We start from the raw sequence: 24535 nt of genomic DNA on the forward strand, positions 1-24535 counted from the left end.
CCAGGGTGGCGTCTGCGACACCGCCGAGACGTCCCCACCACCGAAATTCGCACCTGCGCATGGAGTTTCGGATAGCGGTGACATCCTGAGCTCTACCCGTCAACTGGGTCCACCACCCAGCATGCCTCCTCGCCCAATGCCGGCTACCGTCCACATCACTGTCATCAATCAGTGGCTGCGGCACTTCACTTCGGAACAGAACCTAGCCGCGCGTCGAATCCGACTGCCGTACAACAGAATCAGAGACGCCGATATGGAAGCGGTGGTCCCGGGGGCTGATGCCGAAGTGGCGCTTGAAGGCGGAACTGAGAGCGAAGGCCGTGCCGTACCCGACCTGGCGGGCGATGGATTCGACGGTGGCATCGGATTCGGCGAGCAGATCCGCGGCCAGCGACAACCGCCATTCGGTCAAGAAGGTCATCGGAGGTTCGCCGACCAGGTTGGTGAACCGGCGGGCCAGGGCCGCCCGGGACATGCCGACCGCCTCGGCCAGCGCGGCCACGGTCCAAGGGTGGGCGGGATTGTGCTGGAGCAGGCGCAGCGACTTGCCGACCAGCGGGTCGCTGTAGGCGTGGTACCAGGTGGGGGCGTCAGCGCGGTCGAACCAGGCCCGCAACGCGGCGATGAGCAGCAAATCCAGCAGCCGGTCCAGCACCGCACCTTGCGCCGGCCGATCCACGGTGGCCTCGTCGACCAGCAGGTCGAGCAGGCGGGTGTCGACCTCACCGCGCGCCAAGACCGCGACGTCCGGCAGCGTGCGCAGCAGCCGGTGGCTGACCGCACCGGCGGATTCGTAGGTGCCGGTCACCGGCATCGTCGCGCCCTGGGCGGCGGTACCCCACTGCCGCCCGCCGAGACTCGACTTCTCGCAGAGGATTTCACCGTCCGGAGTGGTCGTCACCCGGCCGGGGCGGATGAGGATCTGCGGTGCGGTCGCCGGGTCGTCGGCGACCGTATACGGCCGCGGCCCACGGAAGATCGCGATGTCACCGGCGGTCAGCTGTCGCGGTGGCGCGGAATCTGCACGCACCCAGGCAGTTCCGCGAATCAAGGCCACCAGGGTGAACGGCGCTTCATCCTGGATCCGCAGCGACCACGGCGGATCGAGCAGCGAGCACATCAGGAATGCACCCCGTGCGCGCGTACCCTCGAGCAGACCGGCCAACACATCCACGGCTTCAGCGTGGACGCCCGCGTATGCGGGCGAGCGCCTCGACGATGTCGCCACGGCCCGCGCGCTGGTGTACTGAACGCATGACGGAAAACAGCATCAACCAGCCCTTGCACCTCGTTACCGGCGGCACCGGAAAGACCGGACGGCTCGTCGCGGCCCTGCTCGACGCGGTCGGCGCCCGGGTCCGGATCGGCTCGCGCACCGCCACCGTTCCCTTCGACTGGACCGACCGCGGCACCTGGGACGCGGCCCTGGCCGACGTCAGCGCGGTGTACCTCGCGTTCCAGCCCGACCTGGCGGTCCCCGGTGCGCCGGAGACCGTCCACGCCTTCGTCGCCGCAGCCCGGGCCGCGGGTGTCCGGTCGGTGGTCCTGCTCTCCGGGCGCGGCGAGCCCGAGGCCGTGGAATGTGAACGGATCGTGCAGGATTCGGGCCTGGCCTGGACCGTGGTGCGGTGCAGCTTCTTCATGCAGAACTTCGACGAGGGCGCGTTCGTTGACGATATCCGGGCCGGAGCGCTCGCCCTGCCCAACGGCGATGTGCCGGAACCGTTCGTACACGCCGACGACATCGCTGAGGTCGCGGCCGCCGCCCTGACCGACAGCCGGCATCACGGCCGGCTCTACGAACTCACCGGCCCCCGCGCCCTCACCTTCGCCGACGCGGTGGGCGAGATCGCGGCCGCCACCGGCCGCGAGATTGCCTTCGTCCCGGTGTCGCGCCCCGAATTCGTCGCCGCGCTCACCGAATACCAGGTTCCCTCCGACGTGATCACCCTGCTGGACTACCTTTTCGGCACCGTCATGGACGGCCGCAACACGCCGACCACCGACGGTGTACGGCGGGCACTGGGCCGGGAGCCACGCGACTTCGCCGACTACGCGAAAACAGTGGCCGCCACCGGCATCTGGAACCCGCCGGGCGAATAGGCCACGTTTCGTCCACTTCGGCAGGCGTCCGCTTTCTTCCCCCGCCACCGCCACGCCGGTCACGAGGTCTCGGATTGTTCGTTGAACCACCTACCGGAAACCTCACCCATATGCAGGACTGTCGCTTGCTCCTCTGTCAACCGGCGGTGGCAGACTCGGATGATCGGAGGTCGCTGATCATGGCTCGGAACACGACATCGGACAGCCTCGGTTTTGAGGATGCAGAGCGCTTCCATGCCGCCGTTGCCGCTGGCTTTCGCCGCGCGAGTAGTTCCTGTGTCGTATAAAACTGACGGAGATGCTTGACACTCGGATCCCCTGAGCTGTAAGGAGATTCGGGTGAGTGAGCCTGTCTTGGACCGCGAGGTGCGTCGGCACCTGGCGGTCCTTCGTCATGTCGAGGAAGTCACCGGCAATGTCGCGATGACCTGCCAGCGACCCTGCACCACACCTTGGCGCCTTGATGCCCGTCCGGAGTCGAATACCGCACCGACCCCCACCGGATCGTCTGATCGTCGCCGACCAGGCGCTCCTCGCCCAGGACGATGGCATGCGGCTCATCGGGCAGCACATGCAGATGCTCACGCTCGATACTCAACCGGGCCACCGGCGCGACCCCAGTCTCGCGATGCGGGCGCGCGTTGACTCGCTCGCACCATGCCCGGCGGTGACCGCTGTTCCATGCCCTCTTCGCCGCGACGACCGCACGTCGCGTCGATCGGTCGGTGCCGGTGAACCCCATCGCGGCCAACCGCTGATGCACCACATCCGCGCGCACCCTGCCCTGGGACTTGTCGACCCACTCCTTGATCTTGCCCATGAACGGGTCGATCGACCGCGGCCGCGGCAGCTTCACCAGCGGATCGCGGCCCGCGTCGCGGATCGCGACATACCGGGCCACCGTTTTCTCATCTACTCCCGACAGCACTGCCGCCGAATGCCCGCAGCGTGTCAGATCGAACGCTTCCAGAATCTCCATGATCTCCCTGTCAGACTTGGTCAACGGGATCCCTTCGACGCAGTTGGCGAGCGATCACACACCGCCAGCCAACTCGCCTGAAGAGATCCCGTTTCGCATTTACTCAGGCGTGTCCCGGAGACCCAGACGTCCGCCCATCCGGAGAAATCATGCCCACCAGCCCGGACCCACATGTCCGCCCACCGGGATTATCCGGTGTCCGCTGGCACCCTCGCCGACCTGCGAATTCCGCTCCCGGACCGGACATCACCGGCGTACGCTCGTCATATGCCGAACTCACCAGGATGGGCCAGGCGAAATCGCTTCGCTGCCTGGTCAGGAATAATTTGCATGATGGTTGCCGTTGCATTGCTCGCAATGACGCTCGCGTCCGCCGCCGAACATCGCAACACCCTGGCAGTCATCGCTGGCTGCGCCTGCGCGACGATCGCCCTGACGGGTCTGCTGGTCTTCGAATCCACGGCCCACCGAGACCGGATCCACCGTCACGAGAAACCACATCTGTTGTCCGAGAGCTACGCTCCGCCCCCGCGGTGGGCGCGGCGCGTCCGGCTGCGCCTGTTGATCGGGGAGAGAGGACGCTGAGAATATGCCGATGCCCCCTAACTGGGTCCGCCGCAATCACTTTGCCGCATGGTCCGGCTACTTCTGCGCACTGGTAACTTTCGCGACGCTGGCGATGACACTCACGGCCGCGGGCAGCGGCCACACCGAGTGGGCGGTGATCTGCGGGACCCTGTGCGCGCTGACCCTCCTGTACGGCCTCACCGTCATCGCGACCACGGTCCACCGCGACCACGCCGACCATCACGCCACCCCGAATCTGCTCGCCGACAAGTGGGACCAGACGCCGCGGGCGCTGCGCACGCGCGCGATGCTCACCCCGGTGCGGGCGCGCGCCCGGCGTCGCCACATCCGGGCCTGAGTACATCGCCCAACGGGCCGCGCAAGGGTTGTGAGCGGCCCGAACAGCCCGCGCCGTAGGCTGATCCCATCATGACTCGTTCCGCACCCGATTCGTGCCCCGGCGTGCTGCGCCTGCACGAGGCCGCCGACGGGCCACTGGCCCGGATCCGCCTGCCCGGCGGCCGCCTGCGCCCGGATCAGCTGCAGGCCCTGGCCGAGGCCGCCCGCACGCTGGGCGACGGCGCGATCGAGCTGACCTCGCGCGGCAATGTGCAATTGCGCCGGATCCACGATGCCACCGCACTGGCCGAGCGGCTCGCGGCCGCGGATCTGCTACCCAGCCCCACCCACGAACGGGTCCGCAACATCATCGCTTCGCCGCTCTCGGGCCGCGTCGGCGGCCTGACCGATGTGCGTGATGTGGTGCCGCGCCTGGACGAGGCGCTGCGCGCGGCCCCCGCGCTGGCCGAACTGCCGGGCCGGGTCCTGTTCACCCTCGACGACGGGCGCGGCGACATCAGCGGCCTCGGCGGCGATTTCGGCGTCCATGCGACCGGCGAGAGCACCTACGCGCTGCTGCTGGGTGGACGCGACAGCGGCATCCGGATACCGGCCGACGACGCCGTCGCGGTCCTGCTCGCCGCCGCGCACGAATTCCAGGGGCTGCGCGGTGAGCGGTGGCGGGTGCACGAGGTGGACGACGGCCCCGCCCGCATCGCCGCCGCCCTGGGCCGCCCGGCCACCGCCGAGTCGCTGGAATTCGCTGCGCCCCACGATATTCCGATCGGCTGGCACGATCAGCGCGACGGCCTGGTGAGCCTGGGTGCCGGTATTCCGCTCGGCAGTCTGCCCGCCCGGACCGCGGAATTCCTTGCCGCCGTGGACCGCCCGATCGTGCTGACCCCCTGGCGCAGCCTGGTGCTGGCGGACCTCGACGAGTGGGCCGCCGAGCAGGTGGTGCGGGTGCTCGCGCCGATGGGCCTGATCTTCGACGCCGCATCACCCTGGTTGCTGGTGACGGCCTGCGCGGGGCAGCCCGGCTGTGCCAAGTCCCGCACCGACGTGCGTGCCGACGCCGCGGCGGCGGTCGCCGGCGGACGGGTGCTGCATCACACCGCGGAGCTCGATGCGCCGGAAGGCATCACGGCGGGTGAGCACGGGCCGTCCGATTCCCCGGAGGCCGAACTCCGTGGCCTGGATGCGACCGAGATCGTCGGGGCGGGCCGCCAGCACTGGTCCGGCTGCGAACGCCGCTGCGGCCGCCCGCGCGGTGCTGTCACCGATGTCGTCGCCGAACAGGATGGCTACCGCATCACCCCGCCTGGTCGACCGCGCGACTGACGCTCGCAGCACCAGCCCCCCAAACGATCCGCGCCGACGCTTCCCGACGGCGAGCCCGAGGCCTCGCGCGAAGCAGGGATGACCCGGGCAATTAGTCGATGGCGGCCGGTTCGGTTGCACGGTGGTGCATTTCGAGCGTGCAGCATTTCACGCCGCCGCCGGCCTTCAGCAACTCGGACAGGTCGATGCCGATCGGGTCGTAACCGCGGGCCCGCAGTTCGTCCGCCAGTACGGTGACGCGGTCGCTGAGGAAGACGTGGTAGCCGTCGCAGATTCCGTTCAGGCCCAGCACATCCGCGTCCCGCGCGGTGGCCACGACCGCATCGGGGTACATGCTCGCCAGCAGTTCCGCGCTGGCCGGGCTGAACGCGGGTGGGTAGTACGCGATGGTGTCACCGAGCACCATCAGCGCCGTGTCGAGGTGGTAGAACCGCGGATCCACCAGTTCCAGCGAGACCACCGGCAACCCGAAGAATCGCTCGACTTCCCGATGCGCGGCGGGTGAGCTCCGGAATCCCGTGCCCGCCAGGATGCGTCCGGGCGCGGGCGCGAAATCGCCCTCCCCCTCGTTGATCTCGACCGCGGCCGCGACCCGGTGCAATCCGCGCCCGGTCAGCCAGCGGTGATAGGCGGGTCCCTCGGCCGCTCGCTCGGGGCTGGCGAACCGCGCCGACAGGGCGCGGTCACCGATCACCAGGCCGCCGTTGGCCGCGAAAACCATATCGGGCAGCCCGGGTTCACCGGCGATCGTCTCGACGATGTGACCGTGCCGTTCGAAGGTGTCGCGCAACGTATCCCACTGCGCGAGCGCGCGGACGCGATCGACCGGGGCGGTGGTGTCCATCCAGGGATTGATCGCGTAGCGGACGTCGAAATGGTCGGGGCGGCACATCAGGAACCGGCGCGGCACCGGCCGGCGAGCGCCGGACGGTTCGGGGGCGCGCAGCGTGGCGACAGACGTCAACGGGACTCCCTGTGATCGGCGTTCTCGAGGCTAGAAATGACGGTAAGCGGCGTACTATTGCGCGAGAAATACGGATTCGTTGCACAAAGACGGCTCGAAACGGCGATTCATTGCAGGCGCGACGAACGGAGGCCCGGTCGTGGACGACATCGATCGCGATATCCTCGCCCACCTGCTCAAGAGTGCGCGCGCATCGTTCCAGGACATCGGGGCGCGGGTCGGGTTGTCCGCGCCCGCGGTCAAGCGCCGGGTCGACAGGATGGTCACCGGCGGGCAGATCACCGGCTTCACCGCGCAGGTCAATCCGGCCGCGCTGGGCTGGCGGACCGAGGCGTACGTCGAGGTGTACTACCGCGACAACATCTCCCCCGCCGAGCTGCGCCGCAGCCTCGAGCCGATCCCGCAGATCGTCGGAGTCTGGACCATCGCCGGCGAGGCGGACGCGCTCGTCCACGTCATGGCGAGCGATATGGCCGAGATCGAATCCACCGTCGAGCGCATCCGGGAGAACGCCCGAGTCGGACGCACCCGCAGCAGCATCGTGATGTCCAGAATCCTCGAGCGCCCTCGCACCTGAGGCTCCGGAGCCGGCCACAATCGTGGCCTCCGCGCCGTGCCCTCGCGGCGTCAGCCCAGGCCCGGGGCCGACCACGCACAACCGCACTTCTAATGTGGACGGCATGTCCGATGTGCGCACCAGCTACCTCACCGACGGGGCCGAGATCTATCGGCGGTCGTTCGCGACCATCCGGTCCGAGGCCGACCTGGCCCGGTTCCCGGCCGATGTCGCGCAGGTCGTGGTCCGGATGATCCACGCCTGCGGGCAGGTCGATCTGGCCGCCGACGTGGACTACTCCGAGGGCGTCGTCGCCCGGGCCCGCGCCGCGCTGCGGGCCGGTGCCCCGATCCTGTGCGATGCCACCATGGTCGCCTCCGGGGTGACGCGACGGCGGCTGCCCGCGGACAACGAGGTGCTGTGCCTGCTGGGCGATCCCCGGGTGCCGGAGCTGGCACTAACCATGGACAACACGAGATCGGTTGCGGCGCTGGAACTCCTGCGCGACCGCCTGGACGGCGCGGTGGTCGCGATCGGCAACGCCCCGACCGCGCTGTTCCACCTGCTGGACATGCTCGACGCGGGTGCGCCCCGGCCGGCGGCGGTGCTGGGCATCCCGGTCGGATTCGTCGGAGCCGTCGAGTCCAAGCAGGTGCTGTCCGAATTCGGCGGCGGCATCGACTATCTCACCGTCCGGGGCCGGCGCGGCGGCAGCGCCATCACCGCGGCGGCGCTGAATGCGATTGCGAGCGAACAGGAATGAGCCGAGGAAAGCTCTGGGGCGTCGGCCTCGGACCGGGCGATCCGGAACTCGTCACGGTCAAGGCGGCGCGGATCATCGGCGCGGCCGATGTGATCGCCTTTCACAGCGCCCGCCACGGGCGCAGCATCTCGCGCGGCATCGCCGCGGCATACATGCGCCCCGGGCAGCTGGAGGAACACCTGATCTATCCGGTGACGACCGAGACGACGGACCATCCGGGCGGTTATCAGGGCGCCATCGACGAGTTCTACGAGCGGGCGGCCGCGACGCTGGCTGGTCATCTCGAGGCCGGGCGGACCGTGGCGCTGCTGGCCGCGGGGGATCCGCTGTTCTACAGCTCGTACATGCACATGCACCGCCGCCTCGCCGGCCGGTTCGACGCCGAGATCATCCCCGGCATCACGTCGGTGAGCGCGGCGTCGGCGGCCCTGGGCACGCCGCTGGTGGAGGGCGATCAGGTGCTGACGGTGCTGCCCGGCACCCTGCCCGCCGATGAGCTCGCCCGCCGGCTCGCCGCCGCCGACGCCGCCGTCATCATGAAGCTGGGGCGCACCTATCCCGGTGTGCGGCAGGCGCTTTCCGATGCGGGACGGATCGACGACGCCTATTATGTCGAGCGTGCGAGCACCGGCCGGCAGCGTGTGCTACGCGCGGCCGATGTCGCCGACGACGAGGTGCCGTACTTCGCGATCACCGTCGTCCCGGGACCCGAGGTCACCACCGAGATCCCGCTCACGGCCGCCAATTCCGAGGCCGCCGCACGAGCGCGGCGATCCGCAGCTGACCCGCACGATCCCGACCGCCCGTCCGCGGCCGACGACAATGTCGCACCGCCGGTGATGGATTCCCTTACAGTGCATAGCAGTTCGCCAGAACCAGGCGAGGTGGTCGTCGTCGGTCTCGGCCCGGGCTCCCCGGACTGGACGACTCCCGAGGTCACCGAGGCCCTCGCCGCGGCAACCGATCTGGTCGGCTATACCACCTATATCGACCGGGTTCCGCTGCGCCCGGGGCAGCGGCGGCACGCCAGCGACAACCGGGTGGAGTCCGAACGTGCCGCCATGGCACTGGATCTGGCCAAGCAGGGCGCCCGGGTGGTGGTGGTCTCGTCCGGCGACCCCGGCGTGTTCGCGATGGCCGCGGCGGTGATCGAGGAGTCCGCCGATCCGCAGTGGCGAGACGTCCCGGTGCGCGTGCTGCCCGGCATGACCGCGGCCGGGGCGGTCGCCAGCCGCGTCGGCGCCCCGCTCGGCCACGACTTCGCCATGATTTCGCTGTCCGACCGGCTCAAGCCGTGGGAGACGGTGACACAGCGCATTTCGGCCGTGGCCGCCGCCGACATGGCCATCGCCGTGTACAACCCGGCCTCTTCGCAGCGCACCTGGCAGGTCGCCGCGTTGCGCGAGCTGGTGCTCGAACACCGCAAGCCCGATACGCCGGTGATCCTGGGTCGCGATGTCGGCGGGCCGGGCGAATCGGTGCGGGTGCTCACCCTCGCCGAGCTGGATCCCGCCGAGGTGGACATGCGCACCCTGCTTATCATCGGCGCCTCCACCACCACCGCGTTCGACACCCCGTCCGGCACCCGCGTCTACACCTCACGCCGGTACGTGGCCCGATGATGCGGTTCGACTGTCCCAGCAGTTAATATTCCTATGTGGAACATTGAAGGAAGGGTGGCATGTCCGGGGACGAACCGAAGCGGGGACTGAACTCGACCGCCGCCTCACTGCTGGGTTTCCTGCACGAGGGCCCGATGGCCGGGTGGGATCTGGTCAGCGTCGCTCAGGACCGGATCGGGGACTTCTGGACGATCACCCAGAGCCAGGTGTATCGCGAGCTGGCGACGATGTCCCGGATCGGGCTGGTGCAGAAGGGTGAGACCGGCGCGCGCGAGCGGACGCCGTATCGAATCACCGAGGCGGGCCGCGAGGCGTTCGCGCAGTGGATCGCCCGCGACCCGGGCGCGGAGACCATCCGGGTACCGCTGCTGCTGACCCTGGCATTCGGCGAATTCGTCGAATCCGAGCGGCTGCATCGAATCATCGCGGCGAACCGCGCGATCCACGAACAACGCCTCGAACGCTATCTGGGCGATACCGACGAGTCGATGTCCCGCTACGAGCGAGCGACCCTGGACTTCGGCATCGGATACGAACGGGCCGTGCTGGATTGGTTCGACCGGCTGCCGACACTGTTGGCGCCCGCATCCGCCGACCCCTCCTGAAAGCCTGGCCGCCCGTTCGCCGCGCCGGGGAGTTCGAGCGTCCATCCCAACGGCGTGCCACCTCCGCGGCCGACAACGCCGCGCACGCGGCTCAACGCAGCACCCGCAGCCAATCCCATACCGCGGCGGCCGATTCCACGGTCGCCGCGCCCGCGGGTAACGCCGGGCGATCGACCATGACGACGGGGATGCCGAGGGCGCGGGCGGCGGCGAGTTTGGCCGCGGTCGACTCTCCCCCGCTGTCCTTGGTGACGAGCGCATCTATCCGGTGCGCACTCAGCAGCCGCACCTCGTCTTCGACGTCGAAAGGCCCACGGGCCAGCAGAAGTTCGTGCTCGCGCGGCAGCGCGGCGGTCGGCGGGTCGATCGCGCGGATCAGGAACCACTGCCCTCGCAGGCCCGCGAACGCGCCGACCTCCTGACGACCGATCGTCAGGAAGATCCGTTCCCCCAGCCCCGCCACGAGATCCGCGGCCGCGGCCACATCGGGCACGCGGAGCCAACGATCGCCCGGTCGCTCCCGCCAGCCGGGACGCCGCACGTGCAGGACCGGCAGCTCCAGTGCGGCAGCGGCCGCCGCCGCGTGCGCCGAGATCCGGCCCGCGAATGGATGCGTCGCATCGACGACCGCATCGATATCGTTGGCGGCCAGCCACTCCCGCAGTCCATCGACTCCGCCGAAACCTCCGACCCGCACCGGCCCCGCGGGCAGCACCGGATCTCGGACCCGTCCGGCGAGCGAGGAGACGAGCTCGAATTCTCGCTCATCCGTACCGGTTTCGGCGATCTCGCGGGCCTCACGAGTACCGCCCAGCAGCAGGATTCTCACCGCTGCCCGTCCGGGTTCGGGTCCACCTCGGCCTGCTTGATCACGCTCCACTGCGTGACAGGCAGCTGGGGGCGCCACGCGGTGAAACCGCCGAGCGGCTCGGCCCGGTGAATCTGGAATCGCCGCAGCGCACCGCCGAATTCGGCCGCCCAGGCGACCAGGCGCGTCTCCGATTCCGCGGTCACCGCGTTGGCGACCAGGCGTCCGCCGGGTCGCAGCCGTGCCCAGCAGCTCTCGAATACACCGGGCTGGGTGAGCCCGCCCCCCAGGAAGATGGCGTCGGGTTCTGCGAGTCCGCCGTCCGCCAGCTCCGCGATCACCTCGCCGACGATCGCCACTCCCGGCACCCCGAGGGCCGCGGCGTTGCCCGCAATCTGCTCGCGTCGCGCTTCGGATCGCTCGAAAGTGATTGCGCTGCACTCCGGATGGGTACGGCACCATTCGATGGCGATCGTGCCCGACCCGCCGCCGACGTCCCACAGCAGCTCCCCCGGCGCGGGGGCCAGCGCGGCGAGGGACAGCGCGCGCACCTCCGCCTTGGTGAGCTGCCCGTCACCGGCGTACACGCCGTCCGGCAGGCCCGGGAGCCGGGTCAGCCGCGGTGCGCCCGGATCGGCCAGGCAGTCCACGGCGACGATATTGAGCGGGTCGCCCAGCGGTGCGTCCCACACCGCCGCCTCACCCGACACGACGCGCTCGGCCGGGCCGCCGAGCTGTTCCAGCACCGTCAGCAGCGATGACCCGAAACCGTTGCGCGACAGGAGCTTCGCCAACTCGCCCGGGGTGCGCTCGTCGGAGCTCAGCAGCAGGATCCGGCGCCGGTCGGCCAGCTCCGGCAGCACCGTCTCCAGCCTGCGCCCCACGGCACTGACCACAGGAGTCTGCGCCAGCCCCCAGCCCAGCCGAGCACAGGCCAGCGCTGCCGACGAGGGCTGCGGCAGCACCCGAAGCGCTTGCGGCCCCACGAGTTTCGCCAGCGGCACCCCGATTCCGTAGAACATCGGGTCCCCGCTCGCGAGCACACACACTCGCGAACCGCGGTGCGCGCGGAACAGATCCGGTAGCGCCGGAAGCAGCGGAACGGGCCACCGCACCCGTTCGGGGCCGGAGACGGCCGCGGGCACCAGCGCCAGCTGCCGCCCCGAACCGAACACCACGTCCGCCAGCTCCACGCCCTCGCGCGCCGCCGACCCCAACCCGTCCCAGCCGTCGGCCCCGATGCCCACCACCGTGATCGGGGCGCCGGACCACTGCATCATCACCATCGGGTCTCCCCCGCCGAACGGGACATGCCGGTCATCGGGGCAGCCGCCGCCAGATCGCGCGCGGGACGAAGCGGGATACGAAGTAGATCGGGCGCATCATGGCCGGGGCCCAGGCGATCTCGCGGCGGGCGCGCAACCCCGCGAGCACCGCGTCGGCGACCTGGCCGGGACGCACCGAGAACGGCGCGGGGTCCATCCCCTCGGTCATGCGGCCGATCACGAATCCGGAACGCACCAGCAGCAGGTGAACTCCGGTGCCGTGCAACGCATCCGCCAGTCCGGTGGCGAATCCGTCCAGTCCCGCCTTCCCCGAGCCGTACACGTAATTGGCCCGCCGCACCCGGAATCCGGCCACCGAGCTGAACACCACCAGGTGCCCGCTGCCCTGGGCCCGCAGCATGTTCGCCAGAATCGTCAGCAGGCCGACCTGCGCCACGAAATCGGTCTGCAGTACCGCGACCGCCGCCGCCGGATCCTGTTCGGCGCGAGCCTGGTCACCCAGCACGCCGAACGCGAGCACCGCCGCGCCGATCCGGCCGTGTTCGGCGGCGATCTTCTCCAGCAACGGCTGGTGCGCGGCCAGATCGTCGGCATCGAACTCGACGCAGTGCACCGCGGCCGCACCCGCATCCTCGACCGCAACCCGCTCCCGCGCCAGCTCGTCGCTGCGACGCGCGGCCAGAATCACCACCCGGCCCGCCGCACACCGCCGCACGATCTCGAGCCCGATCTCGCTGCGCCCACCCAGCAGCACGATCGCACCTTCGTCCACCCGCACACCCATGCCGACAGTGTGCCATCGTCGAACGCCACACAGCCCGTGGCCCTGCCTCCAACCCCACCGGTACGCGCCCGGTGAACATCGGGAGTACCTCCGCCGGATGTGCTCACGAACGACCGCATCCGCGCACCGTCCATGGCACACGGCACACGGCAACTGCATCCCGGCCCAGCGGACAATTCCGCTGCTCAGCCGGCCCGCCGGGTCGTTCTGAGCACGGGCGGGACGACGGAAGTTCACCGATTGTTAGCCTGGCTGCATGGCAGCCACCGATACCCGCATCGAAATGGCCCCGGCCGCGCTCGCGTTCGTCACCGAACGGCATCTGGCGACACTCACCACGTTGCGCGGCGACGGCACACCCCACGTCGTTCCGATCGGATTCGCGTGGGACGACGAGGCCGGGATCGTCCGCATCATCACCTCGGGCGATTCAACGAAGGCGCGCAATGTGCGGCACACCGGGTATGCCGCGGTGAGCCAGGTCGACGGGGCCCGCTGGCTCACCCTCGAGGGTCCCGCCGACGTGCTCACCGACCCGGCCGAGGTCGCCGAGGCCGAACGGCGCTACGCCGTCCGGTACCGGACTCCGCGCGAGAACCCGGCCCGCGTCGTCATCGTCATCCGCCCCACCCGCCTGCTGTCGAGCGCGGCCCTGCGCTGCGTCTGATCGCCTCGGCTTCGTACCCGGAGTCGTTTCGTCCGGGCCACAGTGTGCCCGTGCGGATGGTGCACGTTCCCGTACGGCACCAGGCCCGTGGCGGTCAGGTCCACCGCATTCCCGAGGTCGTCCCACGGATCGTTGTGCCCGCCGGAGAACTGAACGCAGGCACCCTCGCACTCCTGTTGTGCAGCAATGGATTCTGCGATGCGGCCGAGCTGCACCGCCGTCAGGACGCCAGAGATCTCTGCGGAGCGAGGGTTCACACGGACGTCAGCCCATGGGGGCGCTGATTCACCGATTCGCAGCCGCCGTCGGTGACCACCACGATGTCCTCGATGCGGGCGCCCCACTCGCCGGGGAAGTAGATGCCCGGCTCGATACTGAAGGCCATACCGGGCTCGAGCACGATGTCGTTGCCGCCCACGATGTAGGGCTCCTCGTGCACGGACAGGCCGATGCCGTGGCCGGTGCGATGGATGAAGGCCTCGCCGAAACCGGCCTCCGTCAGCACATTTCGCGCCGCGGCGTCGACGGATTCGGCGGTGACGCCGGGGCGGGCCGCGGCCACCGCGGCGGCCTGGGCCCGCTCGAGCACCGCGATGCGCTCGGCGATCTCCGCATCGGGCTCGCCGACGACATAGGTGCGGGTGGAATCGGAATAGTAGCCGGGCTCGACCGGGCCGCCGATGTCCACGACCACGATGTCGCCGGATTCGATGCGGCGGTCGGACTGCTCGTGATGCGGAATCGCGCCGTTCGGACCGCTGCCGACGATCACGAAGGCGACCGCGGTATGCCCCTCCGCGACGATCGCCTCGGCGATGTCGGCGGCCACCTCGGCCTCGGTGCGCCCGGCGCGCAGCCATTCGCCCACCCGGGCGTGCACCCGATCGATCGCCGCGCCGGCGCGGCGCAGCGCCTCGATCTCGCTGTCGTCCTTGCGCATTCGCAGCTGTCGCAGCACCGGCGTCGCCGACGCGGGCAGCACGCCGAACACGTCGGCGATCGGCAGCAGATGCAGCGCGGGCATCGCGTCGTCGACCGCGACCCGGGCGCCGGCGTTCAGCGCGGACTTGACGATGTGGTACGGATCCACGCCGTCGACCCAGTCCAGCAGCTGCAGGCCCAGCTCACCGGCCGCCGAACCCGCCAGCCCCGCCAGTTCCAGCTTCGGGACGACCACCGACGGCGTCGCGCCGCTGGCGGGGACGACCAGGCAGGTCAGCCGTTCGAACGATTGCGCGCGCGACCCGATCAGATACCGCAGATCCGGGCCCGGCGTAATGAGTAGCGCATCCAGATGAGCGGCCCGCAGCAGCTCCGCCGCCCGCTCCAACCGCTTTCCGTAGACCTCTGCACCGAACCGTGAATCCGACTGGTCGCTCATGCCGCCTCACGTTACCCGCTTGGCAATAGGCGCCGCCCGGACATCGCCGTCCCGGCAGGAGCGCCCGCCTCACCTCGCCTCCCGGGCTGGTTTGTCAGCCCGAGCAGGTACCGTCTGCGCTATGAGCTCACCTGCCGCCGGACCGCTGTTGCTGCTCGACGGGGCCAGCCTGTGGTTCCGGGCCTTCTACGCCGTGCCGGAGAAGATCACCGCGCCCAGCGGGCAGCCGGTGAACGCGCTGCGCGGATTCACCGACATGGTGGCGGCGCTGATCGCCCGGCACGCACCGGGTCGGCTGGTGGTGTGCCTGGATCTGAACTGGCGGCCGCAATTCCGGGTCGAGCTGCTGCCCTCCTACAAGGCGCACCGGCTCGACGATTCGGCCGGAGCCGCGCCGGGCGCCGAGGAGGTGCCCGACACGCTCACCCCCCAGGTGGACATGATTCTCGAGGTGCTCGAGGCGGCGGGCATCGCCACCGCGGGCGCCGAGGGCCTCGAGGCCGACGACGTCATCGGCACCCTGGCCACCAGGGAGCGCACCGACGAGGTGATCGTCGTCAGCGGCGACCGCGATCTGCTCCAGCTGGTGCGCGACGACCCGGCCCCGCCGGTGCGGGTGTTCTACGTCGGCCGAGGCCTGGCCAAGGCCGAGCTGTTCGGCCCCGCCGAGGTCGCCTCGAAATACGGTGTGCCCCAGGAGAATGCCGGGCCCGCCTACGCCGACATGGCCACCCTGCGCGGCGACGCCTCCGACGGCCTGCCCGGCGTCGCGGGCATCGGAGACAAATCCGCGGCCACCCTGATCTCCCGCTTCGGCACCCTGGAGGCGCTGGTCGCCGCCGTCTCGGATCCGGACGCCGAGCTGGCACAGGGCGTGCGCGCCAAACTCACTGCGGCACAGGACTATTTGAAGGTGGCGGCCCCCGTCGTCCGCGTGGTCCGCGACGCCGAGGTGCACCTCTCCCGCCCGGACACGCTCCCCGAAACCCCCGCCGACCCAGACGGCCTGAACGCCCTGGCAGCCGCCTACAACGCGGAGAGCCCGGTCAAACGCCTCATCGCCGCTATGGCCAACCGCGGAGCCTGAGCCGGGAACCTATGCCTCGCCCGGGTTGCGGCACGAGGGCCACCGGCTGCCCTGCGCGCACCCTCCTGCGCGAAAGGCCCGTCGCAGCCGAGCCCATCGAACACCGCGTAACCGCCATGGCCAACGATTCGCGCTCGCGTCGTGTGCGCTTCAAAGCTCAACTCGCAGCATTGTTTTCACACCCATGGCGAAAGGGCCATTAGATCAAAAGGATCGCCCGGGTGCACCACGTCCGGCGGTTCGCACCCCGCGATTCGGCCGCGCGGTGCGGAACCCTCAGCTCGGGCGGCCGACCTCATAGGTGCCGTCGGACTTGGTGACCTTGATGGTGACCTTTTTCTTCTCGCCGCCGACCTTGAGGCTGCAATCGAAGCTGTTGTTGACCTTCACCTCTTCGCCCGACGGGCAGCTGACGTCCTGGACGTCATCGATGCCGTAGGAATCCTTGAGCACCTTCTGCACGCCGGTCTGCACGGCGGAGTTGTCGAGCTGGTCGCTGCCCAGGAAGACGAAGCCCAGCACCACGGCCACGACGACGACCACCAGCGCGCCGATCCCGCCGAAGAGCAGGCCCTTGCGCGACTTCTTCTTGCCTTCGCCGTCGACCGGCGACGACGGCTGCGCGGGCGACCCAGGCTGCTGGGACCAGTCGGACTGGGTCCACTGCTGCCCCTGCTGCCCCGGCTGGCCCCACTGCTGCTGAGTGGGATCCCACGCCGAGGGCTGCGCAGGCTGCTGCTGCGGCCACGACGGCGAGCTCTCCTGCCCCCACTGCTGCTGGGACTGGCCGCTCCATTGCTGGGTCGGATCGGCGCTGCCGGCGCCCTGCTGCGGCCAGGACGCCTGGCCCGGCTGACCCCACTGCTGCTGGCCGCCCCACTGAGTCGGGTCGCTGGGACTCCCCGACCCGGCACCAGGGGTGTCGTTCGGACCGTACGGGCCGCTCATTTGCCTGCCTCCACTTGCACTCGTCGTACCCACGCTTCCCCCCGTGTGAGGTCCTGAGATCTCTCACCACGGTCGGTGCTCGAAAGCATCAAATCACAGTCCGGCACGCAGCGTTCGTATTGACCGCTCCACCGCCGGACCGTGCTCCCCCACTCCACCGACCACCGCCGCCTAGGCGGCATCCACCGCCACGACACCTCGCCGGATTGCCCGCACCGCCTTGGCCGCCGTCCCAGCGACCTCGACGTCGTCGGCCGTATTGTGGATCTGGTCGAGCAGATCGATCACCTGCCGGCACCAGCGCACGAAATCGCCCGCCGACAGCGCATTGCCCTGGTCCCCGCTGGCCAGCAGCGATTCGGCCAGGCCGTCACCGCGGGCCCATTTGTGCACCCCGGTGACGAACCCCAGATCCGGTTCGCGGGTGGGCTCCAGCTTGTGCGCGGCCTCGTCGGTGCGCAGCTCACCCCAGATGCCCAGGGTGGCCCCGACCGCGCGCCGGATCGGCGCGGTCGGACCGGACGGTCCCAGATATCCACTCTCCTGACGCGACTCGTATACCAGGATCGACACCACCGCGGCCAGCTCGGCCGGGCCCAGCCCGCGCCAGACCCCCTGCCGAAGGCATTCGGCGACAACGAGATCCGCCTCGGTGTAGATGCGCGCGAGTCTGCGGCCGTCGGCGGTCACCTCCCCCTGGGCGTCGACGTAGCCACGCTCGGTCAGCAGTTCGACGATGCGATCGAACGTGCGGGCCAGCGAATTCGTCGTCGCCGCGACCTTCTGCCGCATGGACTCGGTCTCGCGCTGCACCCGGTTGTAGCGCTCGCCGACGCGCGCCAGCTGCTCCCGGTCGGGCCGGGTGTGCGCGGGATGCGAGCGCAGCGCACGGCGCAGCGTGTCCAGCTCGCGGTCCTCGCCACCCTTGGCGCGGGTTCCGCGGCGCTGCCGCCCGGGCGGGGTGATCCCGGTGCTGCGCAGGGCCGAGGCCAGGTCGCGACGGGTGCGGGCGGTGTGGTGATCCACGTGCCGCGGCAGCCGCATTCGCCCCAAAGGCTGTGCGGGCGTGGGGAAGTCGGCCGCGGAGATGCGTCCGGCCCATTTGTCCTCGGTGAGCACCAGCGGGCGCGGATCGCCGGGCGACTGATCGGGTTCCAGGATTACCGCGAGGCCCTGGCGCCGGCCGCTCGGAATCGCCACGACATCGCCTCGCCGCAGCGAGGTCAGCGCGGCGACGGCGGCCCCGCGGCGATCGGCGCGGCCCTGCCGCTCGATATCGCGCTCGCGCTGGCTGATCCGCTCGCGCAGCGACAGGTAATCCATGAAGCCGTCGTCGTCGATCTGCGAGCGCAGCTTGCGCAGCTGCCCCTCGTTGCGCTCGATGCCGCGCACGAGGCCCACGACCGACCGGTCGGCCTGGAACTGGGCGAAGGACCGCTCCAGCAGCGCCCGGGACTCCTGGGCGCCCATCCGGTCGATCAGGTTGATCGACATGTTGTATCCGGGCCGGAACGAGCTGCGCAGCGGATAGGTGCGAGTCGAGGCCAGGCCCGCGACGGCGCTGGTGTCCACGTTCGGATGCCACACCACCACCGCGTGCCCCTCGACATCGATGCCGCGCCGCCCCGCGCGGCCCGTGAGCTGGGTGTACTCTCCCGGCGTCAGTTCGGCGTGCGATTCGCCGTTGAACTTCACCAGGCGCTCGAGCACCACGGTGCGGGCGGGCATGTTGATGCCCAAAGCCAGTGTCTCCGTGGCGAATACCGCGCGCACCAGCCCGCGCACGAACAGTTCTTCGACGGTGTGCCGGAACGCGGGCAGCATGCCGGCGTGATGTGCGGCCAGCCCCCGGAAAAGGCCCTCGCGCCAATTCCAGTACCCCAGCACCTCGAGATCCGCGCGCGGCAGATCGCCGGTGTGCTTCTCGATGATGGCGGTGATCTCCGCCTGCTCGTCGTCGCGGCTCAGGTCCAGCCGCGAGCGCAGGCACTGCGCCAGGGCGCCGTCGCAGCCCGCGCGGCTGAAGATGAACGTGATCGCCGGGAGCAGGCCCTCGTCGTCGAGCCGGGCCAGCACTTCCGGGCGCGGCACCGGACGGTAGTCGCGGCGCGGACCGCCGCCGCGATGCCGGGGACCACCCCAGCCGTTCATCCGGTCCTCGGCCTCGCGGTGCTTGATGTAGCGCACCAGATCCTCGTCGACCAGGATCTTCTGATCGCTGGACTTCTGATCGAACAGATCGAACATCCGCCGCCCCACCAGCACGTGCTGCCACAGCGGGACCGGCCTGGTCTCGTCGACGATAACGGCGGTATTGCCGCGCACCGTCTCCATCCACGCGCCGAACTCCTCCGCGTTCGACACTGTCGCGGACAGGCTCACCAGCCGCACGTCCGGCGGCAGGTGCAGGATGACCTCCTCCCACACCGCCCCGCGGAACCGGTCGGCCAGGTAGTGCACCTCGTCCATGACCACGTACGACAGGCCCTGCAGCGCATCGGATCCCGCGTACAGCATGTTGCGCAGCACCTCGGTGGTCATCACCACCACCGGCGCGTCCGGATGCAGCGACTGATCGCCGGTCAGCAGGCCCACCTGGCCGCGGCCGTAGCGCTCGACGAGGTCGGCGTATTTCTGATTCGACAGCGCCTTGATCGGGGTGGTGTAGAAGCATTTGCCGCCCGCGGCCCGGGCCAGATGCACCGCGAACTCGCCGACGACCGTCTTACCGGCCCCGGTCGGGGCGCAGACGAGCACACTGTGACCGTGCTCGAGGGCTTCGCATGCCTGGAGCTGGAACGGATCGAGCGTGAATTTCAGTTCGGCGGTGAATGCCGCAAGTTCGCCGATCGGCGACCGTTGTCCCACTCGTCACAGCGTATCGGAGTAGTCCGACACGGGTCTCGATGTTTTCTCCGCGGCGGAGTCGTGCAGGATCGAGGCGGCCGGGTCGACCGGCTCCGCGGCCGCGATCGGCTCCGCCTGGCCCATCCCTCCAGCGCCGGGCAGGGGCGATGCCTGGTCGTCGGACAGCGCGTCCCACTCCCCGCTCGCCCGGGCCCGCCGCCGGTCGTTGAGCCGAGCCACCTGCACCGCCACCTCGAACAGCACCGTCAGCGCGACGGCCAGCGACAGCATCGAGATCGGATCCTGCGGCGTGACGATCGCGGCGAAGACGAACAGCCCGAAGATCATGCCGCGCCGCCACTTCTTCAGCCGCGCGTAGCTGAGCACGCCGATCGCATTCATCCCGACGATCAGCAGCGGCGTTTCGAAGCTGACCCCGAAGATGATCAGCAGCTTGATGATGAAGCTGAAGTATTGCGTGCCGCTCAGCGCCGTGATCTGCACGTTGTTGCCGACGGACATCAGGAACCGCAGCGCGTGGGCAACCACCCAGTACGCCAGCAGCGCGCCGATGACGAACAGCACCGAACCGGCGCCGACGTAGCTGACGGCGTACCTGCGTTCCTTCGCGTACAGACCCGGGGTGACGAACGCCCAGATCTGATACAGCCAGATCGGGCTGGCCAGGACCACGCCCGCGGTGAGGCCGACCTTGAGCCGCAGCGTGAACTGTTCGAACGGCGCGGTCGCGAGGAGCCGGCAGGCCCCGTCGGCGCTCAGGGTCGCACGCGAGGAGGCCGGGAGCGAGCAATACGGGCCGCGCAGGATGTCACCGAGACTGTGAATGCCGAGGAATCCGTATTGATACCAGGCGAATCCGAGGGCGGTGGTGAGCGCGACGGCCAGCAGCGCCTTGAGCAGCCGGGAGCGCAGCTCCTCCAGATGTTCGACCAACGACATGGTGCCGTCGGGATTCGTCCTGCGCTTGCTGCGCCGGGGGTCGAACGGGATGCGCATGGATTCTCAATGCCTCGCTGATCGCAGTATCTGGGCCGGACCCCGGCAAACCACCCGGCGGCATGCGCTCGTTCGGAGCGGGCCGGGTGGCGACGATGCGGCGGCTACGCCTTGTGGACTTCCGGGTTGACCTGCGCCTGCGGGGCCGGGGCGGCCGGCTGCGAGGCGGGCAACTCCTGCGGGGCGGGCGCGGGTGCGGGACTGGACGCAGGGGCGGCCGCGGAGCCCTCGGACTGCATCTCGCTCATTTCGCTCTTGAAGATGCGCAGCGAGCGCCCCAGGCCCCGGGCGGCGTCGGGCAGCCGCTTGGCGCCGAACAGCACCAGCACCAGCAACGCAATGATGATCCAATGCGTCGGGCCGAATGTACCCATCGATAACCTCCAAAGACTGTGGTATGTCCGATGCTACCGGACCCGGAAGAACCGAACCCGCTCGTCAGCCCCGCTGCGCCGAATGGGCCGCGTCCGCGCCGCCGGACTTCGCCGCACGTAACTCTGCCAGCAACTCCGTACCCGCCCACCGGCGGGGGTCGCCGCGCTCGGCGGCGCCGATCAGCTCGGTCAACCGGGCGTTGACCGGCGCGGGCATCCCGACCATCCGGCCCAGGTTCACGATCTCGCCGGACAGCCACGCGATCTCGGTCCGGCGGCCCAGCTCCAGATCGTCGGCCATGGACGAACGCGCCTGCGGATCCACCGCCACCACGGCGCCGGCAAGCCGGGTGAACACCACGTCGGGCAGCCCCAGCACCCGCACCATCAGCCAGGGCGGCACGCGCGTCAGCCGGGCCGGGCGAATCCGGGCGCGCCGCATGACCGCCAGCGCCTCGGCCTGAGCCAGCGACAGACAGCGCCGGTAGTCGCGCCCGGCGAGCTGGTCGCGCAGCGGCAGGCCGGACAGGGCGTTCACCGGATTGTTCAGGTTCAGCAGCAGCTTCGCCCACTGCACCGGCAGCAGGTCCGCGTGCCGGTCCAGAGGCAGCCCGGCCCGGGCGAACAGCGGTGCGAACCGATCCACGGCCGGGTTGTCGGTGACGGCCAGGACACCTTCCGTGCCACGGTGGAAGTGGCCCTCGCCCTGGTGGGCCACGTTGAACATCACCATCCCGGCCAGCACCACGCACGAGGTCAGCACCTCGCGGATCACCGTGTCGTTGCCGATCCCGTTCTGCAGGCTCACCACGACGGTGCCGGACCCGATCCGGTTCACCAGCTCTGCGACCGCCTCCCCGGTCTGCGCCGACTTCACCGTGATCAGTACGAGGTCGGCGGTGGCGGCGGACTCGGGCACGGTCTCCGCGCCGAACGCGTCCGGGGCGACGCGCTCGTCGCCGCCGTCCAGATCCGACAGCCGCAGGCCGTGCGCCCGGATCTCGTCGAGCAGGCGCGGGCGGCCCACGAAGGTGACCTCCGCACCGGCGGCGGCCAGTTTGCCGCCCACGAAGATCCCGACGCTGCCGGCGCCGAGCACCGTCACACGAAAAGTCAAGCGGGACTTACCTCCTCGTGCGGGGCAGTGCCGTACCCGCCGTCCTCGGCGAGCGCGGCATAGGCCGCCAGCGCGGCGCCGGAGCGCTCCCGCACGGCGGTGACCAGCTCGGGCGGGCCCAGCACCGTCACGCCCGATCCGAACCCCAGCAGCAGCCGGGCCATCCAGTCCAGGGTGGCGAAGCGCATCGTGGCCTCGGCGTCGCCGTCGGGCAGGACCGCTACCTGGTGCATCGGATACTGGTCCAGCACCCAGCCGAAATCGGCGCGAATTCGCAACCGCGCCAGCGGAACCGCGGGATCGTCGGAAAACAGGTCCAGGGCCGCGGCCGCATCGGTGGCATGGCTGGGCGGGCGGGCCGGTTCGCGCAGTTCGGTGGCCTCCTCGATGCGGTCGAACCGGAACAGCCGCACCCCCTCGGCCTGACGACACCAGCCCTGCAGATAGGAGTTGTTGTCCACCAGCACGATTCGAATCGGGTCGACCACCCGCTCGGACACCACATCGCGGCTCGCCGAGTAGTAGACCAGCCGCAGCGCGCGACCCGACGCCAGCGCCGAGCGCACGGTCGTCACCGCCGGGGCCTCCTGCGGCGCAACGGCTCTGGGCTGCGCGGCGGACTCCGTCCCCGCGATCGCCGACTCGATCTTCGCCAGCGCCGCGTGGGCGGCCGTCGGATCCACCATGCCCGGCAGGTCGACGATCGAGCGCAGCGCCACCAGCAGTGCGGTCGCCTCGGTGGACGTCAGCCGCAGGGGGCGGTCGATGCCCGCGGAGAAGGTCACCTCCACGCTCTCCTCGGAGAACGAGAGATCGATCAGATCACCCGGGCCGTATCCGGGCAGCCCGCACATCCACAGCTGATTCAGGTCGTTCATCAGCTGCTTGGTCGTCACCCCCAGATCCTCGGCCGCCTCGGCCGCACTGATTCCGGGATTGGCCAGGAAGTACGGAACCATGTTCAGCAGCCGGGACAGCCGCGTGGACAGCCTGCTACTCACGACTCCACCTCGCTAGCGCTCGGCTCCGTCGTGCGCAGGGCACGCCGGCTCACCGATTCACTCCGCTCCGCTGCGTTCATGACTCCACCTCGCTAGCGCTCGGCTCCGTCGTGCGCAGGGCACGCCGGCTCACCGATTCACTCCGCTCCGCTGCGTTCATGCGTGAACCTCGGTGCGATCCAGAACTGAGCGGAGGCGGGAGATCACGTCCTCGCGCAGGTCGGCGGGGGCCAGGATGAGAGCGTCCGGGCCGAGGCCCGTGACCAGGCGGGCCAGCCAGTCGCGCGAGCGGACCGGCACCTCGATGACCGACCCCTTACGTCCGCCGACATCGCGGTCCTCCACGATCGGGGCGAGCCGGCGGATCTCCTGTCCGCGGCCCTCGGCCACCCAGACGGTCGCCGACCCGGTCACCGGGGCCGCGCCCGTGACCTGCCTGACGATCGCGCGCAGATCCGTGCCCTCGGGAGCGTGCACCGCGTTCTCCGGGCCGTACGCGGTCACGTCCGCCCCGATCCGGGACAGCCGGAAGGTGCGCACGGCATTGCGGGTGCGATCGTGCCCGACCAGATACCAGCGGCCGCGGTGGGTCACCACTCCCCACGGCTCGACATCGCGCATCAAGTACGGCGCGCTGTGCGTGTTCCGGTGCTCGAATCGGACCGCGCGACCCGCATCGATGGCAGCCAGCAATTTGCCCAGCGCCGCCTCCGAACCCCTGGTGCGCGCGGGCACGGCGGGCACCGTGGCGGAAGCCGCCTCGGGTTCCACATGAATTCCCGCCGCCCGCAGCTTCAGCAGCGCCCCCTCGGCCGCGGCGGCCAGTTCCGGCGACTCCCACAGCTGCACGGCCACCGCGACCGCGGCCGCCTCCTCGCTCGTGAGGTCGATATCGGGGAGCTCGTACGCATCGCGGTTGATGCGGTAGCCCTCCTGGCCGGAGAAGCGGCCGACCGGGCCGACCTCGAGAGGTATACCCAGGTCGCGCAGTTCGTTCTTGTCGCGCTCGAACATCCGGCTGAACGCCTCGTCGCTGGCGGACTCCTCGTACCCGGCGACACTGTCGCGAATGCGCTCCGCGCTCAGGAACTGCCTGGTCGACAGCAGCGCGATAACCAGATTCATCAGCCGCTCGACCTTGGATATCGCCACTCGGACAAGAGTAATGCGAGTCCGGCGATCGATGCGCGGTGGTATCGCATTTTCAGCGGCGCACCCGGCGCCCGCGAGCGAATCCGGGGTGAACCGCCACGCCGCCGCCCTCCCTCCGGGAGGCCCCGCGACGACGGGCGGCCTGTATCACTTCAATGCGATCCTCACGCTCGCCCATCGACCTGCATCGACGCACTCTCGTACCGCACCCGGCGTCGAGCCTGGGC

General features: G+C 70.0%; 24 protein-coding genes. 10 read left to right on the plus strand and 14 right to left on the minus strand.

Annotated elements, in window-relative coordinates; genetic code table 11:
* Positions 1–202 precede the first annotated feature (202 nt).
* Complete coding sequence (locus ABH933_RS39205) at positions 203–1174, minus strand: AraC family transcriptional regulator (RefSeq protein ID WP_429419327.1); 972 nt, start codon at positions 1172–1174, stop codon at positions 203–205.
* Between the two features lie 80 nt (positions 1175–1254).
* Between ABH933_RS39205 and ABH933_RS39210 the strand changes: the two genes are divergently transcribed.
* Positions 1255–2103 carry an NAD(P)H-binding protein gene (locus ABH933_RS39210; RefSeq protein ID WP_429419325.1) on the plus strand — a complete coding sequence of 283 codons (849 nt, stop codon included), beginning with the start codon at positions 1255–1257 and terminating at the stop codon, positions 2101–2103.
* Positions 2104–2509: 406 nt separating this feature from the next.
* On the opposite strand, the gene ABH933_RS39215 is transcribed toward ABH933_RS39210, so the two are convergent.
* Positions 2510–3106: a hypothetical protein gene (locus ABH933_RS39215; RefSeq protein WP_429419323.1), complete on the minus strand. Its 597-nt coding sequence runs from the start codon at positions 3104–3106 to the stop codon at positions 2510–2512.
* 306 nt (positions 3107–3412) lie between these two features.
* On the opposite strand from ABH933_RS39215, the gene ABH933_RS39220 reads away from it, so the two are divergent.
* The 3 genes from ABH933_RS39220 (at position 3413) to cobG (ending at position 5329) form a co-directional block, all read left to right on the plus strand.
* Complete coding sequence (locus tag ABH933_RS39220; RefSeq protein ID WP_215916973.1) at positions 3413–3667, plus strand: hypothetical protein; 255 nt, start codon at positions 3413–3415, stop codon at positions 3665–3667.
* Between the two features lie 10 nt (positions 3668–3677).
* Positions 3678–4007 carry a hypothetical protein gene (locus ABH933_RS39225; RefSeq protein WP_429419321.1) on the plus strand — a complete coding sequence of 110 codons (330 nt, stop codon included), beginning with the start codon at positions 3678–3680 and terminating at the stop codon, positions 4005–4007.
* 71 nt (positions 4008–4078) lie between these two features.
* On the plus strand, positions 4079–5329 hold the full coding sequence (gene cobG, locus ABH933_RS39230; protein ID WP_429419319.1) for a precorrin-3B synthase: 1251 nt from the start codon (positions 4079–4081) through the stop codon (positions 5327–5329).
* Between the two features lie 91 nt (positions 5330–5420).
* Here cobG and ddaH read toward each other — a convergent pair whose 3' ends face one another.
* Positions 5421–6293: a dimethylargininase gene (ddaH, locus tag ABH933_RS39235; RefSeq protein WP_429419317.1), complete on the minus strand. Its 873-nt coding sequence runs from the start codon at positions 6291–6293 to the stop codon at positions 5421–5423.
* Between the two features lie 139 nt (positions 6294–6432).
* On the opposite strand from ddaH, the gene ABH933_RS39240 reads away from it, so the two are divergent.
* The 4 genes from ABH933_RS39240 (at position 6433) to ABH933_RS39255 (ending at position 9839) form a co-directional block, all read left to right on the plus strand.
* Positions 6433–6870 (plus strand): Lrp/AsnC family transcriptional regulator, encoded by a 438-nt coding sequence (locus tag ABH933_RS39240; RefSeq protein WP_215916970.1) that lies wholly within the window; start codon positions 6433–6435, stop codon positions 6868–6870.
* A gap of 103 nt (positions 6871–6973) precedes the next feature.
* On the plus strand, positions 6974–7612 hold the full coding sequence (locus ABH933_RS39245; RefSeq protein WP_429419314.1) for a precorrin-8X methylmutase: 639 nt from the start codon (positions 6974–6976) through the stop codon (positions 7610–7612).
* Entirely contained in the window at positions 7609–9234 is a 1626-nt protein-coding gene (cobJ, locus tag ABH933_RS39250) for a precorrin-3B C(17)-methyltransferase (RefSeq protein WP_429419312.1), read from the plus strand. Before ABH933_RS39245 ends, cobJ begins: the two co-directional genes overlap by 4 nt.
* Before the next feature lie 59 nt (positions 9235–9293).
* On the plus strand, positions 9294–9839 hold the full coding sequence (locus ABH933_RS39255) for a PadR family transcriptional regulator (protein WP_429419310.1): 546 nt from the start codon (positions 9294–9296) through the stop codon (positions 9837–9839).
* A 91-nt stretch (positions 9840–9930) separates the two neighbouring features.
* On the opposite strand, the gene ABH933_RS39260 is transcribed toward ABH933_RS39255, so the two are convergent.
* The 3 genes from ABH933_RS39260 to ABH933_RS39270 are packed head-to-tail and all read right to left on the minus strand — an operon-like array spanning position 9931 to position 12717.
* Entirely contained in the window at positions 9931–10668 is a 738-nt protein-coding gene (locus tag ABH933_RS39260; RefSeq protein ID WP_429419308.1) for a cobalt-precorrin-6A reductase, read from the minus strand.
* Positions 10665–11924, minus strand: coding sequence for a precorrin-6y C5,15-methyltransferase (decarboxylating) subunit CbiE (cbiE, locus tag ABH933_RS39265; protein WP_429420170.1), 1260 nt, complete (start codon positions 11922–11924; stop codon positions 10665–10667). The genes ABH933_RS39260 and cbiE overlap by 4 nt, the downstream gene beginning before the upstream one ends.
* Positions 11925–11964: 40 nt before the next feature.
* On the minus strand, positions 11965–12717 hold the full coding sequence (locus ABH933_RS39270) for an SDR family NAD(P)-dependent oxidoreductase (RefSeq protein WP_429419306.1): 753 nt from the start codon (positions 12715–12717) through the stop codon (positions 11965–11967).
* A gap of 256 nt (positions 12718–12973) precedes the next feature.
* Between ABH933_RS39270 and ABH933_RS39275 the strand changes: the two genes are divergently transcribed.
* Entirely contained in the window at positions 12974–13384 is a 411-nt protein-coding gene (locus ABH933_RS39275; protein ID WP_429419304.1) for a pyridoxamine 5'-phosphate oxidase family protein, read from the plus strand.
* A 253-nt stretch (positions 13385–13637) separates the two neighbouring features.
* Here ABH933_RS39275 and ABH933_RS39280 read toward each other — a convergent pair whose 3' ends face one another.
* Positions 13638–14765: a M24 family metallopeptidase gene (locus ABH933_RS39280; RefSeq protein ID WP_429419302.1), complete on the minus strand. Its 1128-nt coding sequence runs from the start codon at positions 14763–14765 to the stop codon at positions 13638–13640.
* 121 nt (positions 14766–14886) lie between these two features.
* Between ABH933_RS39280 and ABH933_RS39285 the strand changes: the two genes are divergently transcribed.
* Positions 14887–15852, plus strand: coding sequence for a 5'-3' exonuclease (locus tag ABH933_RS39285; protein ID WP_429419300.1), 966 nt, complete (start codon positions 14887–14889; stop codon positions 15850–15852).
* Positions 15853–16128: 276 nt separating this feature from the next.
* On the opposite strand, the gene ABH933_RS39290 is transcribed toward ABH933_RS39285, so the two are convergent.
* The 7 genes from ABH933_RS39290 to ABH933_RS39320 form a co-directional block, all read right to left on the minus strand.
* A complete protein-coding gene (locus ABH933_RS39290; RefSeq protein ID WP_429419298.1) occupies positions 16129–16800 on the minus strand; it encodes a DUF4333 domain-containing protein in 672 nt (223 codons plus the stop codon).
* 171 nt (positions 16801–16971) lie between these two features.
* Positions 16972–19668, minus strand: coding sequence for a DEAD/DEAH box helicase (locus ABH933_RS39295; protein ID WP_429419296.1), 2697 nt, complete (start codon positions 19666–19668; stop codon positions 16972–16974).
* Positions 19669–19671: 3 nt separating this feature from the next.
* Entirely contained in the window at positions 19672–20664 is a 993-nt protein-coding gene (gene tatC, locus ABH933_RS39300) for a twin-arginine translocase subunit TatC (RefSeq protein WP_429419294.1), read from the minus strand.
* Positions 20665–20768: 104 nt separating this feature from the next.
* Positions 20769–21038 carry a Sec-independent protein translocase subunit TatA gene (tatA, locus tag ABH933_RS39305; protein ID WP_429419292.1) on the minus strand — a complete coding sequence of 90 codons (270 nt, stop codon included), beginning with the start codon at positions 21036–21038 and terminating at the stop codon, positions 20769–20771.
* A 64-nt stretch (positions 21039–21102) separates the two neighbouring features.
* Positions 21103–22155, minus strand: coding sequence for a 2-dehydropantoate 2-reductase (locus tag ABH933_RS39310; RefSeq protein WP_429419290.1), 1053 nt, complete (start codon positions 22153–22155; stop codon positions 21103–21105).
* Positions 22152–23156 (minus strand): helix-turn-helix transcriptional regulator, encoded by a 1005-nt coding sequence (locus tag ABH933_RS39315; protein WP_215916955.1) that lies wholly within the window; start codon positions 23154–23156, stop codon positions 22152–22154. Before ABH933_RS39315 ends, ABH933_RS39310 begins: the two co-directional genes overlap by 4 nt.
* Positions 23157–23312: 156 nt before the next feature.
* The gene (locus ABH933_RS39320) at positions 23313–24308 is read right to left on the minus strand and encodes a helix-turn-helix transcriptional regulator (protein WP_429419288.1); all 996 of its coding nucleotides are present in this window, start codon (positions 24306–24308) and stop codon (positions 23313–23315) included.
* Between the last annotated feature and the right edge of the window lie 227 nt (positions 24309–24535).

It is taken from the genome of Nocardia sp. GP40, assembly GCF_050434125.1.
GTDB lineage: Bacteria > Actinomycetota > Actinomycetes > Mycobacteriales > Mycobacteriaceae > Nocardia > Nocardia albiluteola.